The sequence below is a fragment of the Lacimicrobium alkaliphilum genome (genome assembly GCF_001466725.1).
GTDB classification, from domain to species: Bacteria; Pseudomonadota; Gammaproteobacteria; order Enterobacterales; family Alteromonadaceae; genus Lacimicrobium; species Lacimicrobium alkaliphilum_B.
In genome coordinates this window covers 4,303,372-4,318,961 of record NZ_CP013650.1, presented here as the reverse complement: position 1 = coordinate 4,318,961, position 15,590 = coordinate 4,303,372, and the positions used below count along the sequence as shown (strand labels likewise).

The window sequence follows — 15,590 nt, the reverse complement described above, 5'->3', positions numbered from 1 at the left end:
CAGTCTTCAGCTAATCTGTGTTTCGCACCGGCAGATCGGATCCCGGATTTCGCTTCGCTACATCCGGGCTAAGACTAACAGCCGGAAACAACTTATTCGACCGGCGTCAGCCAGCCCCATTTATCTTCTGTGGTGCCATCAAACAATCCGAAGAAAGCCGACTGGACTTTCTCGGTGATTGGTCCGCGGGCACCGTTACCGACCTTGATACCGTCGACACTGCGCACCGGTGTTACCTCTGCGGCGGTACCGCACATCAGGATCTCATCGGCCAGGTACAGCGCCTCACGGGGGATATTTTCTTCACGCACGGTGTAGCCCATCTCTGCCAGCAGCGTAATGACGGTGTCTCTGGTGATGCCGGGCAGAATGGCTGCGGTTCTTGGCGGTGTAGAGATAATACCGTTACGGATAATAAACAGGTTTTCACCGGCGCCTTCACTGAGATAGCCATTGATATCCAGCGCAATCCCTTCCTGATAGCCGTGGCGTCTGGCTTCCATTGAAATCAGTTGCGATGACAGGTAATTACCACCGGCTTTAGCACCAGTGGGCATAGTATTGGCGGCCAGACGGTTCCAGGACGTGATACCGGCGTCCACACCATTTTGTAAGCCTTCCTCGCCCAGATAAGCGCCCCATTCAAAGGCGGCGATCACCATTTCCGTTTCCTGACCGAAAGGCACCTGCAGGCCCATACCAATATCGCCATAAAAGGCGATAGGGCGGATATAGGCTGACTTAAGCTTATTCTTTTTGATGATGTCCTTGGTGGCCTGATCGATCTGTTCGGCGGTATAAGGAATGGTCATACGATAGATTTTTGCCGAATCCAGCAAGCGCTGAGTATGCTCCTGCAGACGGAAGATACAGGTGCCCTTGTGGGGGGTATGATAGGCGCGAACGCCTTCAAAGACTGACGATCCATAATGGATGGCATGGGTCATCACATGTACCTGTGCCTCCTGCCAGGGCAGGATATTACCGTTAAACCAGATAAACTCAGCTTGTTTCTTAGCCATGATAGTTCCTTGTTATGCCGTTTGCGGCAATGTTTGCTCAATATTCAGTGAGGCCAGATCATACAACTTATGTAGCTGGGTCGTCAGTATGTTAATGGGTTGTGGGCCGGATACCTGCATCGACAACTGTAAACCTGAACCACGCTGGTGCATCTGCAACTGGCGGACTTTAAAGCCACGGTAGCGAGCAGTTTGTAACACCCGCTCTAACGCAGCAGGCTGATCAGATAAGAGTAATTCCAGGTCGTAGGTCATCGGGCTTGCTCCCACATTTTATGATTGGCGGTATTCGGCGGTACGATTGGCCAGACATTGGCCTTATGGTCCAGGCGCACATGCAACAGATAGGGCCCGGGGTGTTCAAGCATGGTTTTAAGCGCCTGGGGCACTTCACCGGCATCTGTGATCTCGCTACTGGCAATACCGAAGGCTTCAGCCAGTTTGCTGAACGGTGGGTTGTCAGACAGGTCGGTCTCGCTGTAACGCTCCTGATGAAACAATTCCTGCCACTGCTTAACCATGCCCAGACGCTGGTTGTCCAGAATCAGTATTTTTACCGGCATCTGGTAGCGGCGCAGGGTACCCAGCTCCTGCACATTCATCATAAAGGAACCATCACCACAGACTGCAATCACCTGTTTATCCGGCTCGGCAACCTGCGCACCAATGGCGGCCGGCAAGCCAAAACCCATGGTGCCCAGACCGCCGCTGCTTAAGTGGCGGGTCGGGTGAGAAAACCGCATATGCTGGGCCACCCACATCTGGTGCTGACCCACATCACAACTGACAATGGCATCCTCTGCGCTGAGATCACTTAAGCTGCGCAGCAGTGCCGGCGCATCAACATCCTTTCCAGACTGATGCTTTGCATAACGGGCTGCTTTTTGCCGTTTAAGCTTTTGCACCTGCTCAAGCCAGTCTGATTTTCGGCTCTGGCATTCAAGAGCAGGCAGAATCTGCTTCAGATCACCGAGCACACTGACATCGGCGTGACGGCGTTTGTGGATCTCTGCCGGGTCAATATCCAGATGGATGATCTTCGCCTGTGGCGCAAACTCGTCCAGCTTGCCGGTAACCCTGTCATCGAGCCGGGCGCCGATGATTAACAACAGATCCGATTGTTGCACCGTAAGGTTTGCTGCTGCCAGCCCATGCATCCCCAGCATACCCAGATAAAGGGGGTGCTGATGATCCGCACTGCCCAGCCCCTTTAAGGTACTCACCTGGGGTAAGTCAGTACGACCAATAAAATCCCGTAACTGCGGCACTGCATCCGCCATCCCCACACCACCGCCGATATAAATAACAGGGCGCTGACTCTGCTCCAGCAACTGGCTGGCCCGTTGAATAGCGGCGGTATCGGCCTGTGGTAACGGATGCTCCTCGCTCTGTTGCGGGCAATCTTCAGGCACAAAACCCATTTGTATATCCTTTGGGATATCCACCAACACTGGCCCCGGGCGTCCGTCTTTGGCGATGGCAAAAGCGCGGCTGAGCATCGGCTGCAAGTCTGCAGGCTCCATGACCTGCATACTGTGCTTACAGATGCTCAGGCTTAAACCCAGCACATCCACTTCCTGAAACGCATCGGAACCCATAGCCGTGCGGGCCACCTGGCCGGTGATCACTACCAGAGGCACCGAGTCTAGCTTGGCATCGGCCAGGCTGGTAAGCAGGTTGGTGGCACCGGGACCTGAAGTAGCGATACACACGCCCACCTTGTTGGTAGCCCGGGCATAACCTATGGCGGCAAAAGCCGCCCCCTGTTCATGACGACAGAGATAATGGCGTACGGGCGAGTCCAGCAAAGCATCATAAAGAGGCATAATAGCGCCGCCCGGGTAGCCGAACACCCGGTCAGCCCCATGCCGGATTAAGGATTTTAAGATTGCCTGTGCGCCTGTCATGTTCTTGTCTCTGTTAGTTTAGTTGCCGGTTTGCCTGATATTCAGGCAAAAAAAAACCCCGGACTTTCGTGCGGGGTTTTTTTGAATCTGGACTTAATTCAGGCCAAACGCTTCCCCCGCGGAGATGGAATAATCACCACGACCAGTACCACTGTAAGAAGAAGGTTTGCGAATTGGTTCATAAAAAGGCTTTTGCCCTAATTTAATCAAGTTACGTCACTGCCTATTAGAAATACCACGGTGTAAAAGGGCAGATCAAGCATTAGTTTTATAACTTTAGTTACAGCTATCCTAATAAGCCGTTATTAGGATGCCCGCTTTAGGATAATTCCACTATTTTGTATCGGCAAACGACCCTGTCAGCACAATGGAAAAGCTGTTGTTATTTTTACTATTGCTATTAGAGTATCAGGCATCAACAGAGCGGGTACCGGATAACAACGATGGCGCAATGGCTGCACTGGATCGATCTTTTTGGCGTGGCGGTATTCGCCATCTCCGGCACACTCATGGCCTATAAAAAGTATATGGATGGCTTTGGCGTGGTGGTACTGGCATCGGTCACCGCTATTGGCGGCGGCACCTTAAGAGATATGATTCTGGATTTGCCGGTGTTCTGGGTACAGCAACCGGATTTTCTGTACGCCATTCTTCTGGCCGCCTTTATCACTATTGTCTGGCTGCGCATCACCCATAAATTCCCTTATCAGATCCTGCTGGTAGCCGACGCACTGGGGCTGGCGTTTTTTAATGTGATGGGGCTACAAAAGGCCTTAAATTATGGCACCGGCCCCTTTATCGCCATCGTTATGGGCACCATGACAGCGGTCTTTGGTGGTTTGATCCGGGATGTGATCTGCCGCGAAATCCCCCTGGTGCTCAAGGGCGAGCTCTATGCCACCACCTGTATTTTTGGCGGCATGCTGTATGTGCTTTGCACCTTGGTAGATACCAGCGCCAGCATGGCCATGCTCTCGGGGTTATTGGGTACCCTGGCACTGCGGCTCGCCGCCATATACTGGCATTGGCAGTTGCCTGTGTTTAAAGGCAGCCATTAAAAACCTGGGGCATGTTGATCTTTGCTGCAAAAATATCCAGCAAAGATCAACATGCCCTAAAGGTTGCTATAACTAAGGGAGAGGATTTGAAAGGAAGCAGTTATGTCTATCGCCATCGCCCACACCCGAGCCTGTGTTGGTGTCGAAGCGCCACCTATCCGGGTTGAAGTACACCTGGCAAACGGATTGCCGGCCTTTAATATCGTTGGTTTACCGGAAGCCTCAGTGCGCGAGTCCAGGGATCGTGTACGCAGCGCCCTGATTAACTCCGGCTTTGAGTTTCCGGCCCGGCGTATAACGGTGAATCTGGCTCCGGCGGATTTGCCCAAGGACGGTGGCCGCTTCGATCTGGCTATCGCCATTGGCATTATTGCCGCCGGAGGCCAGATTCCGCAGTCAGCGCTGGATTGCCATGAACTTACCGGTGAGCTGGCACTAACTGGCGAACTGCGGGCTATTCAGGGTGCCCTGCCGCTGGCTTATGCGACCTATAAACAAAATCGTAGTCTGATCCTACCGCAGCAAAATACCACAGAAGCGGCACTCATCCGCCAGGCCCGACTTTATCCCGCTTCTCAGTTACTCGAAGTGTATCATCATCTAATTGGTCAGCAGGTGTTGCCACTGGCAGAGCCTTCAGCCGCAACCTTAACAACAGAATCTTCTGTGCCGTTGGATCTGCGCGATATTGTCGGTCAGTCTGCGGCCAAAAGGGCGCTGGAGATCGCCGCAGCCGGGGGGCACAATCTGCTCTTTACCGGCCCCCCGGGAACCGGCAAGACCATGCTTGCCAATCGCCTCACGGCAATTCTGCCGCCAATGACAGAAGAAGAAGCCCTGCAAACCGCTGCGGTATATTCCATCGCCGGCAAGCCGGTTGACCCCGCAGCCTGGCTGCAACGGCCTTTTCGTCATCCTCATCACACCAGCTCTGCAGTGGCTCTGGTAGGGGGTGGCAGTATCCCCAGGCCCGGGGAGATATCCCTGGCCCATAACGGGGTGTTGTTTCTGGATGAATTACCGGAATTTGAACGTAAAGTGCTGGATGTATTACGCGAACCCCTGGAATCCGGCCAGGTCTCAATCTCAAGAGCTGCCCGCCAGGCCAATTTCCCGGCCCGCTTTCAGCTGGTAGCAGCCATGAACCCCAGCCCCACAGGCAGCAGCGAAGACAAGCGCAGTAACCCGGAGCAGATATTACGTTATCTGAATCGCATTTCCGGCCCTTTTCTGGATCGCATCGACCTGCAGGTGGATGTGCCCAAACTGCCATCGGGTCAGTTTGCCGAACAACTGAAAGATAAAGGGGACAGCAGCGAAATTGTCAGAATCAGAGTGCAAAAAGCCAGAGACCGGCAAATGCAGCGGGCCGGTAAGGCCAATGCTCTGCTGGATAATCATGAACTGGAAAGGGACTGCGTGCTGGCTGGCACTGACCGCCAGTTTCTGGTCAGTACCAGCGAACGGCTCGGCCTTTCCATCCGCACTTTTCACCGCATATTAAAGGTTTCACGTACTATCGCCGATTTAGACGGGCAGCTGCAGATCGACCGATCCCATATTGCCGAGGCGCTGCAATACCGTTCCTTTGACCGCCTGTTGAATCAACTGCTGAGCCAATAACAGGGGCAAGAGGTTTTATTTACTTATGCCATTTAATCGCCAATAAGCATCTATGATACTTGCGCTTTACTTGACAACTCAATAGCATAGGGCCTTACTGCGACAATTAGACAAATAATTAATCGTCGCCGTTTGAAGTAATATTACGCCCAAAAAAATAATAGCAGTTTGCCGGCTGGCGACCCGTTTGGAATGGAATAATGAAGCGAATAGCACACCTTGCTCTAGCGATAGCCCTGATACATTCGGCGGGCCTGATCGCAGCGGAAAATTTTTCCGTAGAGGAAATACAACAGCAAATTCAAACCAACCAAAGCGAATACGACAGCTACCACCGGACCCTGGAAGACGAGATCTCCAAGGCCGCACAGCTGGAGCGGGAGTTGGCCTCGTTACGAGAAAAGGGTAAAGAACTGGAACATACGCGCCAGTTACGCCTGAATGAAATGAATGTGCAGTATGAACGCACTATCGAAGATCCGAGCATAGATATCAATGACGCCCGCGAGTCTTATTTATCCGCAGTGCGTGCTCACAAAGAAAATAAGGATGCCATTACCAGCAGCTACAATGAATGGCAGTCAAAACTACTGGACGTAGAGCAACTGCGGCTGTCCAAACACAGCCTGCTGAATAAGATTGAAAGCCTTAAAGAACAACTTAACAATGCGCGGGTCGATCGCCTGGTCAGAGAATTCAACCGCCAGGACAACGTCACCGTCAATCACGAAATTACCTGTGACCGCGATGAAACCTTTGCAAAGTGTACTGAGCGCGGTAAGTCACTGGCCAAACAGAAAGCCTCAAAACGTTTCCTTGATCAGCTCTATGAAGGCCTGACCGAAGCGGCCGCCGCCAGACAACATCGCCCCTATTCCGACGTATTTGTGCAGATCCTGCGCAGCGAAGTCGCCCGCGATGGCTTCAGCGGCGCCGGTAATTATGCCGTACAGATGAATGTGGATGTGAAAGGCAGCCTCAGACGCACTCAGGCCTGCCAGTTACTGGGCCTGGACAGCCGTTACTGTGTGGCGGAGCGCACGCCTCCTGAAGTCGCCAAAGTGATCACCGTGCCACAGGATAACAGCCAGGTGAACACGGATGAGTCGGTGATGTACGAGCTAACCATCCGCTCTAATGTCTATGACGATGAAGTCTTTATCGATGGCGTAAGCTACGGCTCAACCCGTCTGCAAATTATGCTGCCAGCCGGTCCCCATGATATCGAAGTGGTCAAGCGTGGCTACGAAACCTTCACAGATACCATCAATTTAAAAGAAAGCACCACCCTCAGAGTCGAAATGCAGCGCGCGCAATTTGCCTTTAACAAGGGTGAAAAAGTGCAGGACATTCTGCACGGTGATGAGCCCGGACCGCAATTGATTGTGGTACCTGCGGGCTCGTTTCGCATGGGTGATATCTCCGGTACCGGCCTGGAAAATGAGCGCCCGGTAGAGACTCAGACCCTGGATAATTCCTTCGGTATCGGTGAAACCGAAATTACTGTGGCCGACTTCCGCCGTTTTGTGGAAGAGACCAGTTATGTCACCGACGCGGAAAAAGACAAAGGCTGTGCCTACTACGATCAGGGCGCCCCAACATGGCAGGAGCAACTGAACTGGCGCACACCTGGCTATGCCAACAGCGATAAACATCCTGTGGTCTGTATCAGCCAGCGCGACGCGCAGGCTTATGTAAACTGGCTGACCGAAGCCAGTGGCAAGAAATACCGCCTGCCCACCGAGATCGAGTGGGAATATGCTGCCAGAGGCGGTACAGAGTCAGATTACTGGTGGGGTGACAGTGTCGGTACCGGTAATGCAAACTGCGGCTGGTGTGGCAGCCAGTGGTCAAATATTGCTGCCGCTCCGGTTTCATCCTTTGATCGCAATAAATTCGGCCTGTTTGATACGGTAGGGAACGTCTGGGAATGGACCATCAGTTCTTCGAGCAATGGCGCCGTTGTTCGTGGCGGAGCCTGGAATTTCGCCCCGCGGCTGGCCAGAGTCTCTACCCGTATGGAACTCGACCCTGAGTTCAGAGCCAACTATATCGGCCTGCGGGTCGTCAGGGAGCGTTAGCCCTGCACTTTCCCTCATATAAAAAAACCGGCAGAAGCCGGTTTTTTTATATCCAGAGATGGATGATATAACACCTAAGCCCACACCACACATATCGCCGCCACCACAATCAATAACAATCCCCATTTATCAGCCCTTGCCAGCGATTCTCGAAACAAATAGCGGGAAATCAGCAGGCTGAAAAAGATTTCTACCTGACCCAGGGTTTTAACCAGTGCCACCGTTTCCAGGCTCATAGCGGTAAACCAGCCTATTGAGCCCAGACAACTGAACAGGCTGATAACCAGAGTCAGGCCCGGCCGTTGCCACAGCGCCAGCAGAGTAGACCTGTCTGTAATCAACAGCCAGACGGTTAACAACAATGTCTGTAACAACAAAACCAGCAACAGCACCCAGGCGGCACCATGGGGGAAGGGCAATCCCAGTTCCAGACTGGCCTGTCGAACCCACAGGGATGTCAGCGCAAAGGCCAGCCCACTGCCAATTCCCAGTAGCAGGCTATCCCATGACCAGCTCCGGATCCGATTGATACCGCTGAGCAGCAGTATGGCGATTGCACCCAACAGTACACCCAGCCAGCCGAGCAAACTCAGTGATGCGGAAAAGAAAACCACACCAAGAGCCGCAGCCAGCACCGCTTCACTCTTGGCCAGTCCGACACCGATAGCGTAGTTGCGTCGCTTGAATAAAATAACCATCAGCGCGGTCGCCAGGATCTGCATCAATGCGGCACCGAGGATAAATCCCAGCAACGGCACAGTAAAAACCGGCCCAGAGGCAGGCTGAAATTGATGCAGCCCCGACAAATACAGGGCCGCCATAGGGCCTGCCAGCACAAAACGGGCCAGTGTCACGCCACTGGCGGCCACCTCGTTGCTGAGTTTTTTCTGAAAAGCATTGCGCCAGGCCTGCATCAAAGCGGCCATCAGGGTGAAAGGGATCCACAGCATTGTCAGGGTCAGTCCGTTTCAGGGAAGCTCATAGTACCTAAACGCGACTCAGGTGGCGAGTGTGCCTGCCAATGTTATATCTGCGCCATCAGTGCCTGAATAAGGGGTTCTGTCGCCCGTTCTTTCAGGCAGCAGATTCCGAGTTTGAATGACTCGATATCCGGTAACGAAATGATCGTAATCTGGTTAGCCAGTACCGACTGTTCAACCACCGGACGCGGCACAATTCCCACACCGCAACCCAGGGCAACCATGCTGACGATGGCCTCGTTACCGGCCACCGACGCATACACATTGGGCCGGATCCCGCGCTCGGCCAGCCAATGGTAAACAATGCGCCGCGAAGGTCCTGACTCCGGTAACACCATGGCCACCTGTCGCCAGTCAATCTGCTGTAACTGGGTAAGGCGCAGATATGAGGGACAGATCAGCACAAGCGGCAGAGTATCCAGATGCTGAAAGCTCAGCTCATCAGCAAATTCAGGTGATTCCACGGCGATAGCAAGATCCATTTTTTTAGCCCGCACATTCTCCACGGACATTGCCGGGTCGCCGGTAGTCAGCTTAATCTCCACCTGCGGATAGCGATGGCGAAACCGCTCTAACAAGGCTGGCAAATGGCTGTAGCTGGCGGTTACAGAGCAAAACAGGGAGAGCTCCCCCTGCACGGCCTGACTCTGGCGCTGAATCTCCGTTTTCACTTCCTGCCAGTCCTGCAGCGTACGGCTGCTGAAATCCAGTAACTTAATCCCGGCTGCGGTAAGCCGCACATTACGATTATCACGCACAAACAGGCTGGTGCCACATTCCTGTTCGAGTCTCTGGATGGCGCGACTGAGGGTGGACGGGGAAACAAACATGGCCTCGGCAGTCTTACCGAAATGCAGACTGGCGGCCAGGTGCTGAAACAACTGAAGAGAACGGATATCCATAGTTTATTTCATTTAATGCAACACTGTATTGCATATATATCATTTTATTCAACAGACTGGCTAGTCTATCATCAGCGCCAACATACAAGTACGTCACTGGCTTGTAAGAAGAAGGTTTTCCATCCTGGCGCTGAGCCTGGATATTTGGAGCAACAAATGGCTAATTATTTTAATTCTCTGAAACTCAGAGAGCAGCTGGACCAGCTTGGTCGCTGTCGTTTTATGAACCGGGAAGAATTTCAGTCCGGTTGTGATCTCCTTAAAGGCAAAAAGATTGTCATCATCGGTTGCGGCGCACAGGGCCTGAACCAGGGTCTGAATATGCGCGATTCCGGACTGAATGTGTCCTATGCCCTGCGCCAAAGCGCTATCGATGAGAAGCGTGAGTCTTATGAACGTGCCAGCAGTAACGATTTTACCGTGGGTACCTATCAGCAGCTGATCCCCGAGGCAGATCTGGTTTACAACCTGACACCGGATAAACAGCATGCCAATGTGATAGAAGCCGTCATGCCGCTGATGAAAAAGGGCGCAACACTGTCTTACTCTCACGGCTTTAATATCGTTGAAGAAGGCCAGCAGATTCGCGACGATATCACCGTGGTGATGTGTGCGCCTAAATGCCCCGGCACCGAGGTGCGTGAAGAATATAAACGCGGTTTTGGTGTGCCCACACTGATTGCAGTGCACCCCGAAAATGATCCTCAGGGACAGGGCCTGGAAATCGCCAAAGCCCTGGCTTCGGCCACAGGTGGCGACAGAGCCGGGGTACTGGAGTCATCTTTTGTGGCGGAAGTTAAATCCGACCTGATGGGCGAGCAAACCATTCTCTGTGGTATGCAGCAAACTGCAGCCCTGCTGGCCTTTGATAAAATGGTCGCCGATGGAATCGACAAAGCCTATGCCAGCGCACTGATACAGTATGGTTTACAGGCTGTTACTGAGGCACTGAAGATCGGCGGTGTCACCAATATGATGGACAGGCTGTCGAATCCCGCCAAGCTTAAGGCTCATGCTCTGTCTGAGGAGCTTAAGTCGATGTTGCGGCCGCTGTTTGAAAAGCATCAGGACGACATACTCAGCGGCGAGTTCTCCCGCACCATGATGCAGGACTGGGCGGATGGCGATGCCAACTTGCTGAAATGGCGTGAACAAACCCGCCAAAGCGCCTTTGAGCAGGCACCTGAATACGATGGCAAGATTGATGAGCAGGAATTTTTTGACAAGGGTATTTTGCTGGTAGCCATGATCAAAGCCGGTGTTGAACTGGCCTTTGATGTGATGGTGGAGTCGGGAATGTTACCGGAATCGGCTTATTACGAATCACTGCACGAGACACCGCTGATTGCCAACACCATTGCCCGTAAGCGTTTGTACGAAATGAATGTGGTGATTTCAGATACTGCAGAATACGGTAACTATCTTTTTGCTAACGCGGCCATGCCGCTACTGGCAGAGCAGTTTATGCCAAAAGTGGGCACGGATCTGATTGGTAAAGGCCTGAATCTGGATTCCCACAGTGTCGACAACAAGACCCTGGTGCAGGTAAACGCTGCCATTCGCCAGCACCCTGTCGAGCAAATCGGAGATACACTGCGTGGTTACATGAAAGACATGAAAGCCATAGTGGAAAAGAGTTAAGCAAGTCGCAGAAAATTTCTCCCATTTTCTGTCGTTAGGTGCCCTGGCACCTGTTGTTGCCCGGCCAGTTTGGCCGGGCTTTTTTTCAGAATTTATTCCGACAATGACACCAAAAATACCGTTCTTAATCTCCTGGCTTCTATGTATCCGGCTAACAGCCGCTTTCTTCATGCTCTTCGCGTCCTTCGTGGTCTGAAAGCCTTTAACCACGAAGAGCACGAAGACGGTAACAGAAGAACAGCCTGAAACCTCTGCGCCTCTGCGAGATCACCCAGCTTTGCACATTATGGGGTTTGAAAGGCTGATATTACAGTGAACATAACCCGAAAGCTGTGCGACGCAAACGAAGCGCAGCACAGTTTGAGTCCGAACGGCCACCTTGTTAGGGGCTCTTTCTGAAGCTAGAATGTTTATATCATTGAATATTGGAGCCGTTATGGCTACTGAAGTATTAGCAAGGATACGCACCGAAGTACTTGAACTCACCGAAGCAGAACGTGCAGAGCTGGCGCATGACCTTATAGCGAGCCTGGATGAGCCTGGAGAAAGCGGTGTTAAGGAGGCATGGGACCGCGAAATTTTACACCGGATTTCTCTGATTGATTCAGGTCAGGCTAAACTGCTCGACCGCGAGGAGTTCAGGCAGCAAATGAGGTCGCGATACAAGGATCAGTAATGAGAAAAGTAAGGATACTCCAGGAGGCCGCCGATGAAGCGATAGCAGCGGCCAACTGGTATAACAGGGAGCGTGATGGGCTTGGAGCAGAATTTGCTGGTGCTGTAGAAATAGCTGTAGACCTGATAGAAGAAGATATTCTCTCCCTTTCTCCAATGCCGGGTAAATCTGGCGACAAGGGCGTGAAACGACTGATACTCAAACGGTTTCCATATGACATCGTGGTTGCCGAGAGTGCCGAAGAGGTAATTGTTATTGCAGTTGCTCATCATTCAAGAAAACCTGGTTACTGGCGCCAACGTATTAACCCCTAACAGCAGCTCTTTTCGGGCGCTTCTTGGTCTGAAAGCCTTCAATCACGAAGGACGCGAAGAGCACGAAGACGGCAACAAAAGAACACCCTGAAACCTCTGCGTCTCTGCGCCGTTGCGAGATCACCCGGCTTTGCACACTATGGGGTTTGAAAGGCAATTATACCGTGAGTTGTCGGGCTGAAGCCCGACCTACGGGGCTCAGGTTAGCGCTAACCCCGATCTGCATAAGTTTCTGCGGTTCGTTTCTCCAGCACTTCGATTTCAGCACCCAGCTCCAGCACACCACCTTTAACCACTGTGGTATTCATGCCGAAGTTAATTTTGCCAACCTGATCTTTACGAAACAGAGACAGAGTATTCAATGGCTCCTGGCGGCCGATAAACTCGCCGCTTTTGGGATCGCGGGTAGTAAAAATACAGCGGCTACAGGGGCCGTCCATACGCAATTCCACCTCGCCGATACGGATCCGCGCCCAGGAGTCTTCTGCGAATGCCTCACAGTGACTTACTACCAGGTTGGGGCGGAACTGGGCCATACTGTGAATGTCCTCACAACGGGCATTGAGGGCTTCTAATGAAGCCTGTGAAATAATCAGTAAAGGGAAGGCATCGGCGAAGCCCACTTTGGTGCCGGCGCTTTGGCTGAACCGGGGTGACTCAGTGCCAGCATAGAGTAACTGACTGCTTCGCCCCAGCAGGGTGGTAAACCAGCGATTGGCCTGAGGATGGCTCGCCAGAGCCTGGAATTTATCCTTCCAGACATGAGTCTCAATACCCTCACCGGAAAACGCCTCATAATACAGCTCAAGGGACGGCATATCCGGGTGGGTTACCAACAGCCCATGGTTTAGCGGCGTGGCTTTTACCTGCACCAGTTTTGGCAGCGCCCTTCCGGTCAGCATACGACCCTTCTCATCAGCCAGCATAAAGCGCCGGTCAAAGGCCATGCCTTCACTGCTCACCGCTGAGCGTGAAATATCCAGTCCCCGGGTAGATTTAATCGGGTATATGGTCAGGCGGGAGACTTTTGCAGACATCAGCGTTGCTGCTGCTCAGCATCGCGGTACTTGGCTTCCACATCAGTCAGCCGTCCATTGCGCAGGCTGTATATCCAGCTGTGAATGCGCAGGTCCTGGCCTTTTGCCAGGGCATCACGGACGATAGAAGTCCGTTTTATATTGCGCGCCTGCTCCAGCACATTCAGTTCACAAAGTTTCTGTACCCGCTCTTCCTGGGACAGAGGCTCGAGGTCCTGCCAATGATAGGTAGCAATATCCTGAATGTGGGCCAGCCAGTTGTCGATCAGCCCCAGTTGCCTGTTTGCCAGCGCCGCCTCAACACCGCCACAACCATAATGGCCGCAGACAATCACATGCTTCACCTTGAGCACTTCCACCGCGTATTGGAGTACCGACAGACAATTCAGATCCGTATGGATCACCAGATTAGCCACATTGCGATGCACAAAAATATCGCCCGGCAACAAGTCCAGCAACTGATTTGCCGGCACTCTGCTATCGGCGCAACCTATCCACAGATATTCCGGAGTTTGCTGCTCGGACAGTTTCTTAAAAAAATCCGGCTCAGACTCGACAGTACGCTCGGCCCACTGGCGGTTTTTTTCAAACAATTCTTTGATTACAGGCATGGATCATCTCGGTTCTGGATTATGTAACGGATTCTAGAGACTTTTGTGCCGATATCAAAGCAGACCATACAGGCAAAAAAGTGTAATGAATTTGCTGGGGTTACGACTGATAGCAATAACCTTTGCAAAGAGAGAATAAAACATGGCAACGATAGCGGTAGTTTTCCTGATCCCGGCGCTTATTACAGGCTTTTACTGGCTGGACAACAAATATCAGTGGCGACTAATCGCCTGGTGTAACGGCGAGACACAGGATCCCTTCAGGTCTGACACAGCCTCTGAAGGCCGGGACAAAGACCAACAAATTCAACGCCTGGAGGAACGCATTGCGGTACTGGAGAAGCTGGTAACGGATCCGACCTGGCAACTGGAGCAGGAATTCAAAAAACTGAAAGAATAAACAAAAAGGGCCCCTGCGAATCGGAGCCCTTACAAATAATAAATAGCGGTTTACTGTCGAATATGGCCGTCGCCCAGCACAATAAATTTCTCAGTGGTAAGGGATTCGGCCCCCATAGGACCGTATGCATGGAGCTTACTGGTGGAGATACCAATCTCAGCACCCAGACCCAGTTCACCGCCATCTGAGAAACGTGATGAGGCATTCGCCATCACCACTGCAGAGTTAACGCTGCGGATAAACTGCTGGGCACGGGAATAATCCTGGGTCGCAATCACTTCAGTATGGCCTGAACTGTATTGCTCTAAATGCTCAACGGCAGCGTCGAAGCTGTCTACCACCCGCACGGCAATCTCCAGAGCCAGATACTCTGTATCCCAGTCTTCATCGGTGGCCGGCTCAGCGCCTTCGAAATAGTCTATGCTCTGCGCACAGGCATGCACTGTGACCTTGTGTTCGGCCAGCATAGCTGCAGCCATCGGCAGAAAGCTCGGGGCGATGTCTTTATGCACCAGTAACGTCTCAAGAGCATTACACACCCCGGTACGCTGGGTCTTACCGTTTTGCAACAGACCCAACGCCTTGGCTTCGTCTGCAGCATTATCCACATAAAGATGGCACACGCCTTTATAATGCTGAATCACCGGTATACGGCTGTTTTCAGACACGAATCGAATCAGGCCTTCACCGCCACGGGGAATAATCAGGTCAATCTCTTCATTGAGTGTCATCAGCTCATTCATGATTGCACGATCGGGATCCGGCACCACCACCACGACGTTGGGATCGACGTTGTGAGCCTGCAACGCAGCCTTAATGCATTCAGCCAGGGCGAGGTTGGAATGCAGTGCTTCTTTACCGCCACGCAGTACTACCGCATTACCGGCTTTAAAACACAGGGCCGCCGCATCAATAGTCACATTCGGACGGGATTCATAAATCATCGCTATCACGCCCAGAGGGATGCGCATTTTACCTACTTCAATACCACTGGGCTGACGACGGATATCACGGATACTGCCCACAGGATCATCCTGAGCGGCAATCTGACGCACGGCATCGGCGATATTAGCTATGGCTTGCTTACTCAGCGTCAGCCTGTCGAGCATGGATTCAGCCAGGTCTGCCTGACGGCCCGCTTCGACATCTTTTTTATTCGCTGCCAGGATGCTGTCAGTCATGGACTCGAGGTTATCGGCAATGCTGTGCAATACCGCATTCTTTTTCACCGATGTGAGCTTGGCTAACTGGCGTGAAGCGATTCTTGCTTTTTGTGCCATCTGCTTAATCGAAAAAGTCATATTTTCTCCTTTGTCGGAAAACAGCCCGCCCGGAAAT

General features: G+C 52.4%; 15 protein-coding genes. 7 read left to right on the top strand and 8 right to left on the bottom strand.

Annotated elements, in window-relative coordinates:
* Window positions 1–92: 92 nt before the first annotated feature.
* Genes AT746_RS19345 through ilvG form a run of 3 tightly spaced genes read right to left on the bottom strand, consistent with a single transcriptional unit; the run spans window position 93 to window position 2,929 of the window.
* Window positions 93–1,022, bottom strand: coding sequence for a branched-chain amino acid transaminase (locus AT746_RS19345; RefSeq protein ID WP_062483733.1), 930 nt, complete (start codon window positions 1,020–1,022; stop codon window positions 93–95).
* Window positions 1,023–1,034: 12 nt separating this feature from the next.
* Entirely contained in the window at window positions 1,035–1,277 is a 243-nt protein-coding gene (gene ilvM, locus AT746_RS19340) for an acetolactate synthase 2 small subunit (protein ID WP_062483731.1), read from the bottom strand.
* On the bottom strand, window positions 1,274–2,929 hold the full coding sequence (gene ilvG, locus AT746_RS19335) for an acetolactate synthase 2 catalytic subunit (RefSeq protein WP_062483729.1): 1,656 nt from the start codon (window positions 2,927–2,929) through the stop codon (window positions 1,274–1,276). Before ilvG ends, ilvM begins: the two co-directional genes overlap by 4 nt.
* A 443-nt stretch (window positions 2,930–3,372) precedes the next feature.
* Between ilvG and AT746_RS19330 the strand changes: the two genes are divergently transcribed.
* The 3 genes from AT746_RS19330 to AT746_RS19320 all read left to right on the top strand — a co-directional run bounded on the left by AT746_RS19330 (window position 3,373) and on the right by AT746_RS19320 (window position 7,691).
* Window positions 3,373–3,987 carry a trimeric intracellular cation channel family protein gene (locus tag AT746_RS19330; RefSeq protein ID WP_062483727.1) on the top strand — a complete coding sequence of 205 codons (615 nt, stop codon included), beginning with the start codon at window positions 3,373–3,375 and terminating at the stop codon, window positions 3,985–3,987.
* A gap of 102 nt (window positions 3,988–4,089) precedes the next feature.
* Window positions 4,090–5,610, top strand: a complete 1,521-nt coding sequence (locus AT746_RS19325) for a YifB family Mg chelatase-like AAA ATPase (protein WP_062483725.1) — start codon at window positions 4,090–4,092, stop codon at window positions 5,608–5,610.
* 200 nt (window positions 5,611–5,810) lie between these two features.
* The gene (locus AT746_RS19320) at window positions 5,811–7,691 is read left to right on the top strand and encodes a formylglycine-generating enzyme family protein (RefSeq protein ID WP_062483723.1); all 1,881 of its coding nucleotides are present in this window, start codon (window positions 5,811–5,813) and stop codon (window positions 7,689–7,691) included.
* A 74-nt stretch (window positions 7,692–7,765) separates the two neighbouring features.
* On the opposite strand, the gene AT746_RS19315 is transcribed toward AT746_RS19320, so the two are convergent.
* Window positions 7,766–8,641, bottom strand: coding sequence for a multidrug transporter (locus AT746_RS19315; protein ID WP_062483721.1), 876 nt, complete (start codon window positions 8,639–8,641; stop codon window positions 7,766–7,768).
* 74 nt (window positions 8,642–8,715) lie between these two features.
* Window positions 8,716–9,573: an HTH-type transcriptional activator IlvY gene (gene ilvY, locus AT746_RS19310; protein ID WP_062483719.1), complete on the bottom strand. Its 858-nt coding sequence runs from the start codon at window positions 9,571–9,573 to the stop codon at window positions 8,716–8,718.
* 156 nt (window positions 9,574–9,729) lie between these two features.
* On the opposite strand from ilvY, the gene ilvC reads away from it, so the two are divergent.
* The 3 genes from ilvC to AT746_RS19295 all read left to right on the top strand — a co-directional run bounded on the left by ilvC (window position 9,730) and on the right by AT746_RS19295 (window position 12,204).
* Window positions 9,730–11,214, top strand: coding sequence for a ketol-acid reductoisomerase (gene ilvC, locus AT746_RS19305; RefSeq protein WP_062483717.1), 1,485 nt, complete (start codon window positions 9,730–9,732; stop codon window positions 11,212–11,214).
* 436 nt (window positions 11,215–11,650) lie between these two features.
* Window positions 11,651–11,890 carry an addiction module protein gene (locus AT746_RS19300; protein ID WP_062484425.1) on the top strand — a complete coding sequence of 80 codons (240 nt, stop codon included), beginning with the start codon at window positions 11,651–11,653 and terminating at the stop codon, window positions 11,888–11,890.
* A complete protein-coding gene (locus AT746_RS19295) occupies window positions 11,890–12,204 on the top strand; it encodes a hypothetical protein (protein WP_062483715.1) in 315 nt (104 codons plus the stop codon). Before AT746_RS19300 ends, AT746_RS19295 begins: the two co-directional genes overlap by 1 nt.
* Window positions 12,205–12,413: 209 nt before the next feature.
* On the opposite strand, the gene AT746_RS19290 is transcribed toward AT746_RS19295, so the two are convergent.
* Together AT746_RS19290 and can are read right to left on the bottom strand one after the other, a co-directional pair.
* The gene (locus tag AT746_RS19290; protein ID WP_062483713.1) at window positions 12,414–13,241 is read right to left on the bottom strand and encodes an MOSC domain-containing protein; all 828 of its coding nucleotides are present in this window, start codon (window positions 13,239–13,241) and stop codon (window positions 12,414–12,416) included.
* Window positions 13,241–13,852 (bottom strand): carbonate dehydratase, encoded by a 612-nt coding sequence (gene can, locus AT746_RS19285; RefSeq protein ID WP_062483711.1) that lies wholly within the window; start codon window positions 13,850–13,852, stop codon window positions 13,241–13,243. Before can ends, AT746_RS19290 begins: the two co-directional genes overlap by 1 nt.
* Window positions 13,853–13,994: 142 nt before the next feature.
* Here can and AT746_RS19280 point away from each other — a divergent pair, with 142 nt between their 5' ends.
* Entirely contained in the window at window positions 13,995–14,252 is a 258-nt protein-coding gene (locus AT746_RS19280; protein ID WP_062483709.1) for a hypothetical protein, read from the top strand.
* Window positions 14,253–14,302: 50 nt separating this feature from the next.
* On the opposite strand, the gene AT746_RS19275 is transcribed toward AT746_RS19280, so the two are convergent.
* Window positions 14,303–15,553 carry a glutamate-5-semialdehyde dehydrogenase gene (locus AT746_RS19275; RefSeq protein WP_062483707.1) on the bottom strand — a complete coding sequence of 417 codons (1,251 nt, stop codon included), beginning with the start codon at window positions 15,551–15,553 and terminating at the stop codon, window positions 14,303–14,305.
* Window positions 15,554–15,590 lie beyond the last annotated feature (37 nt).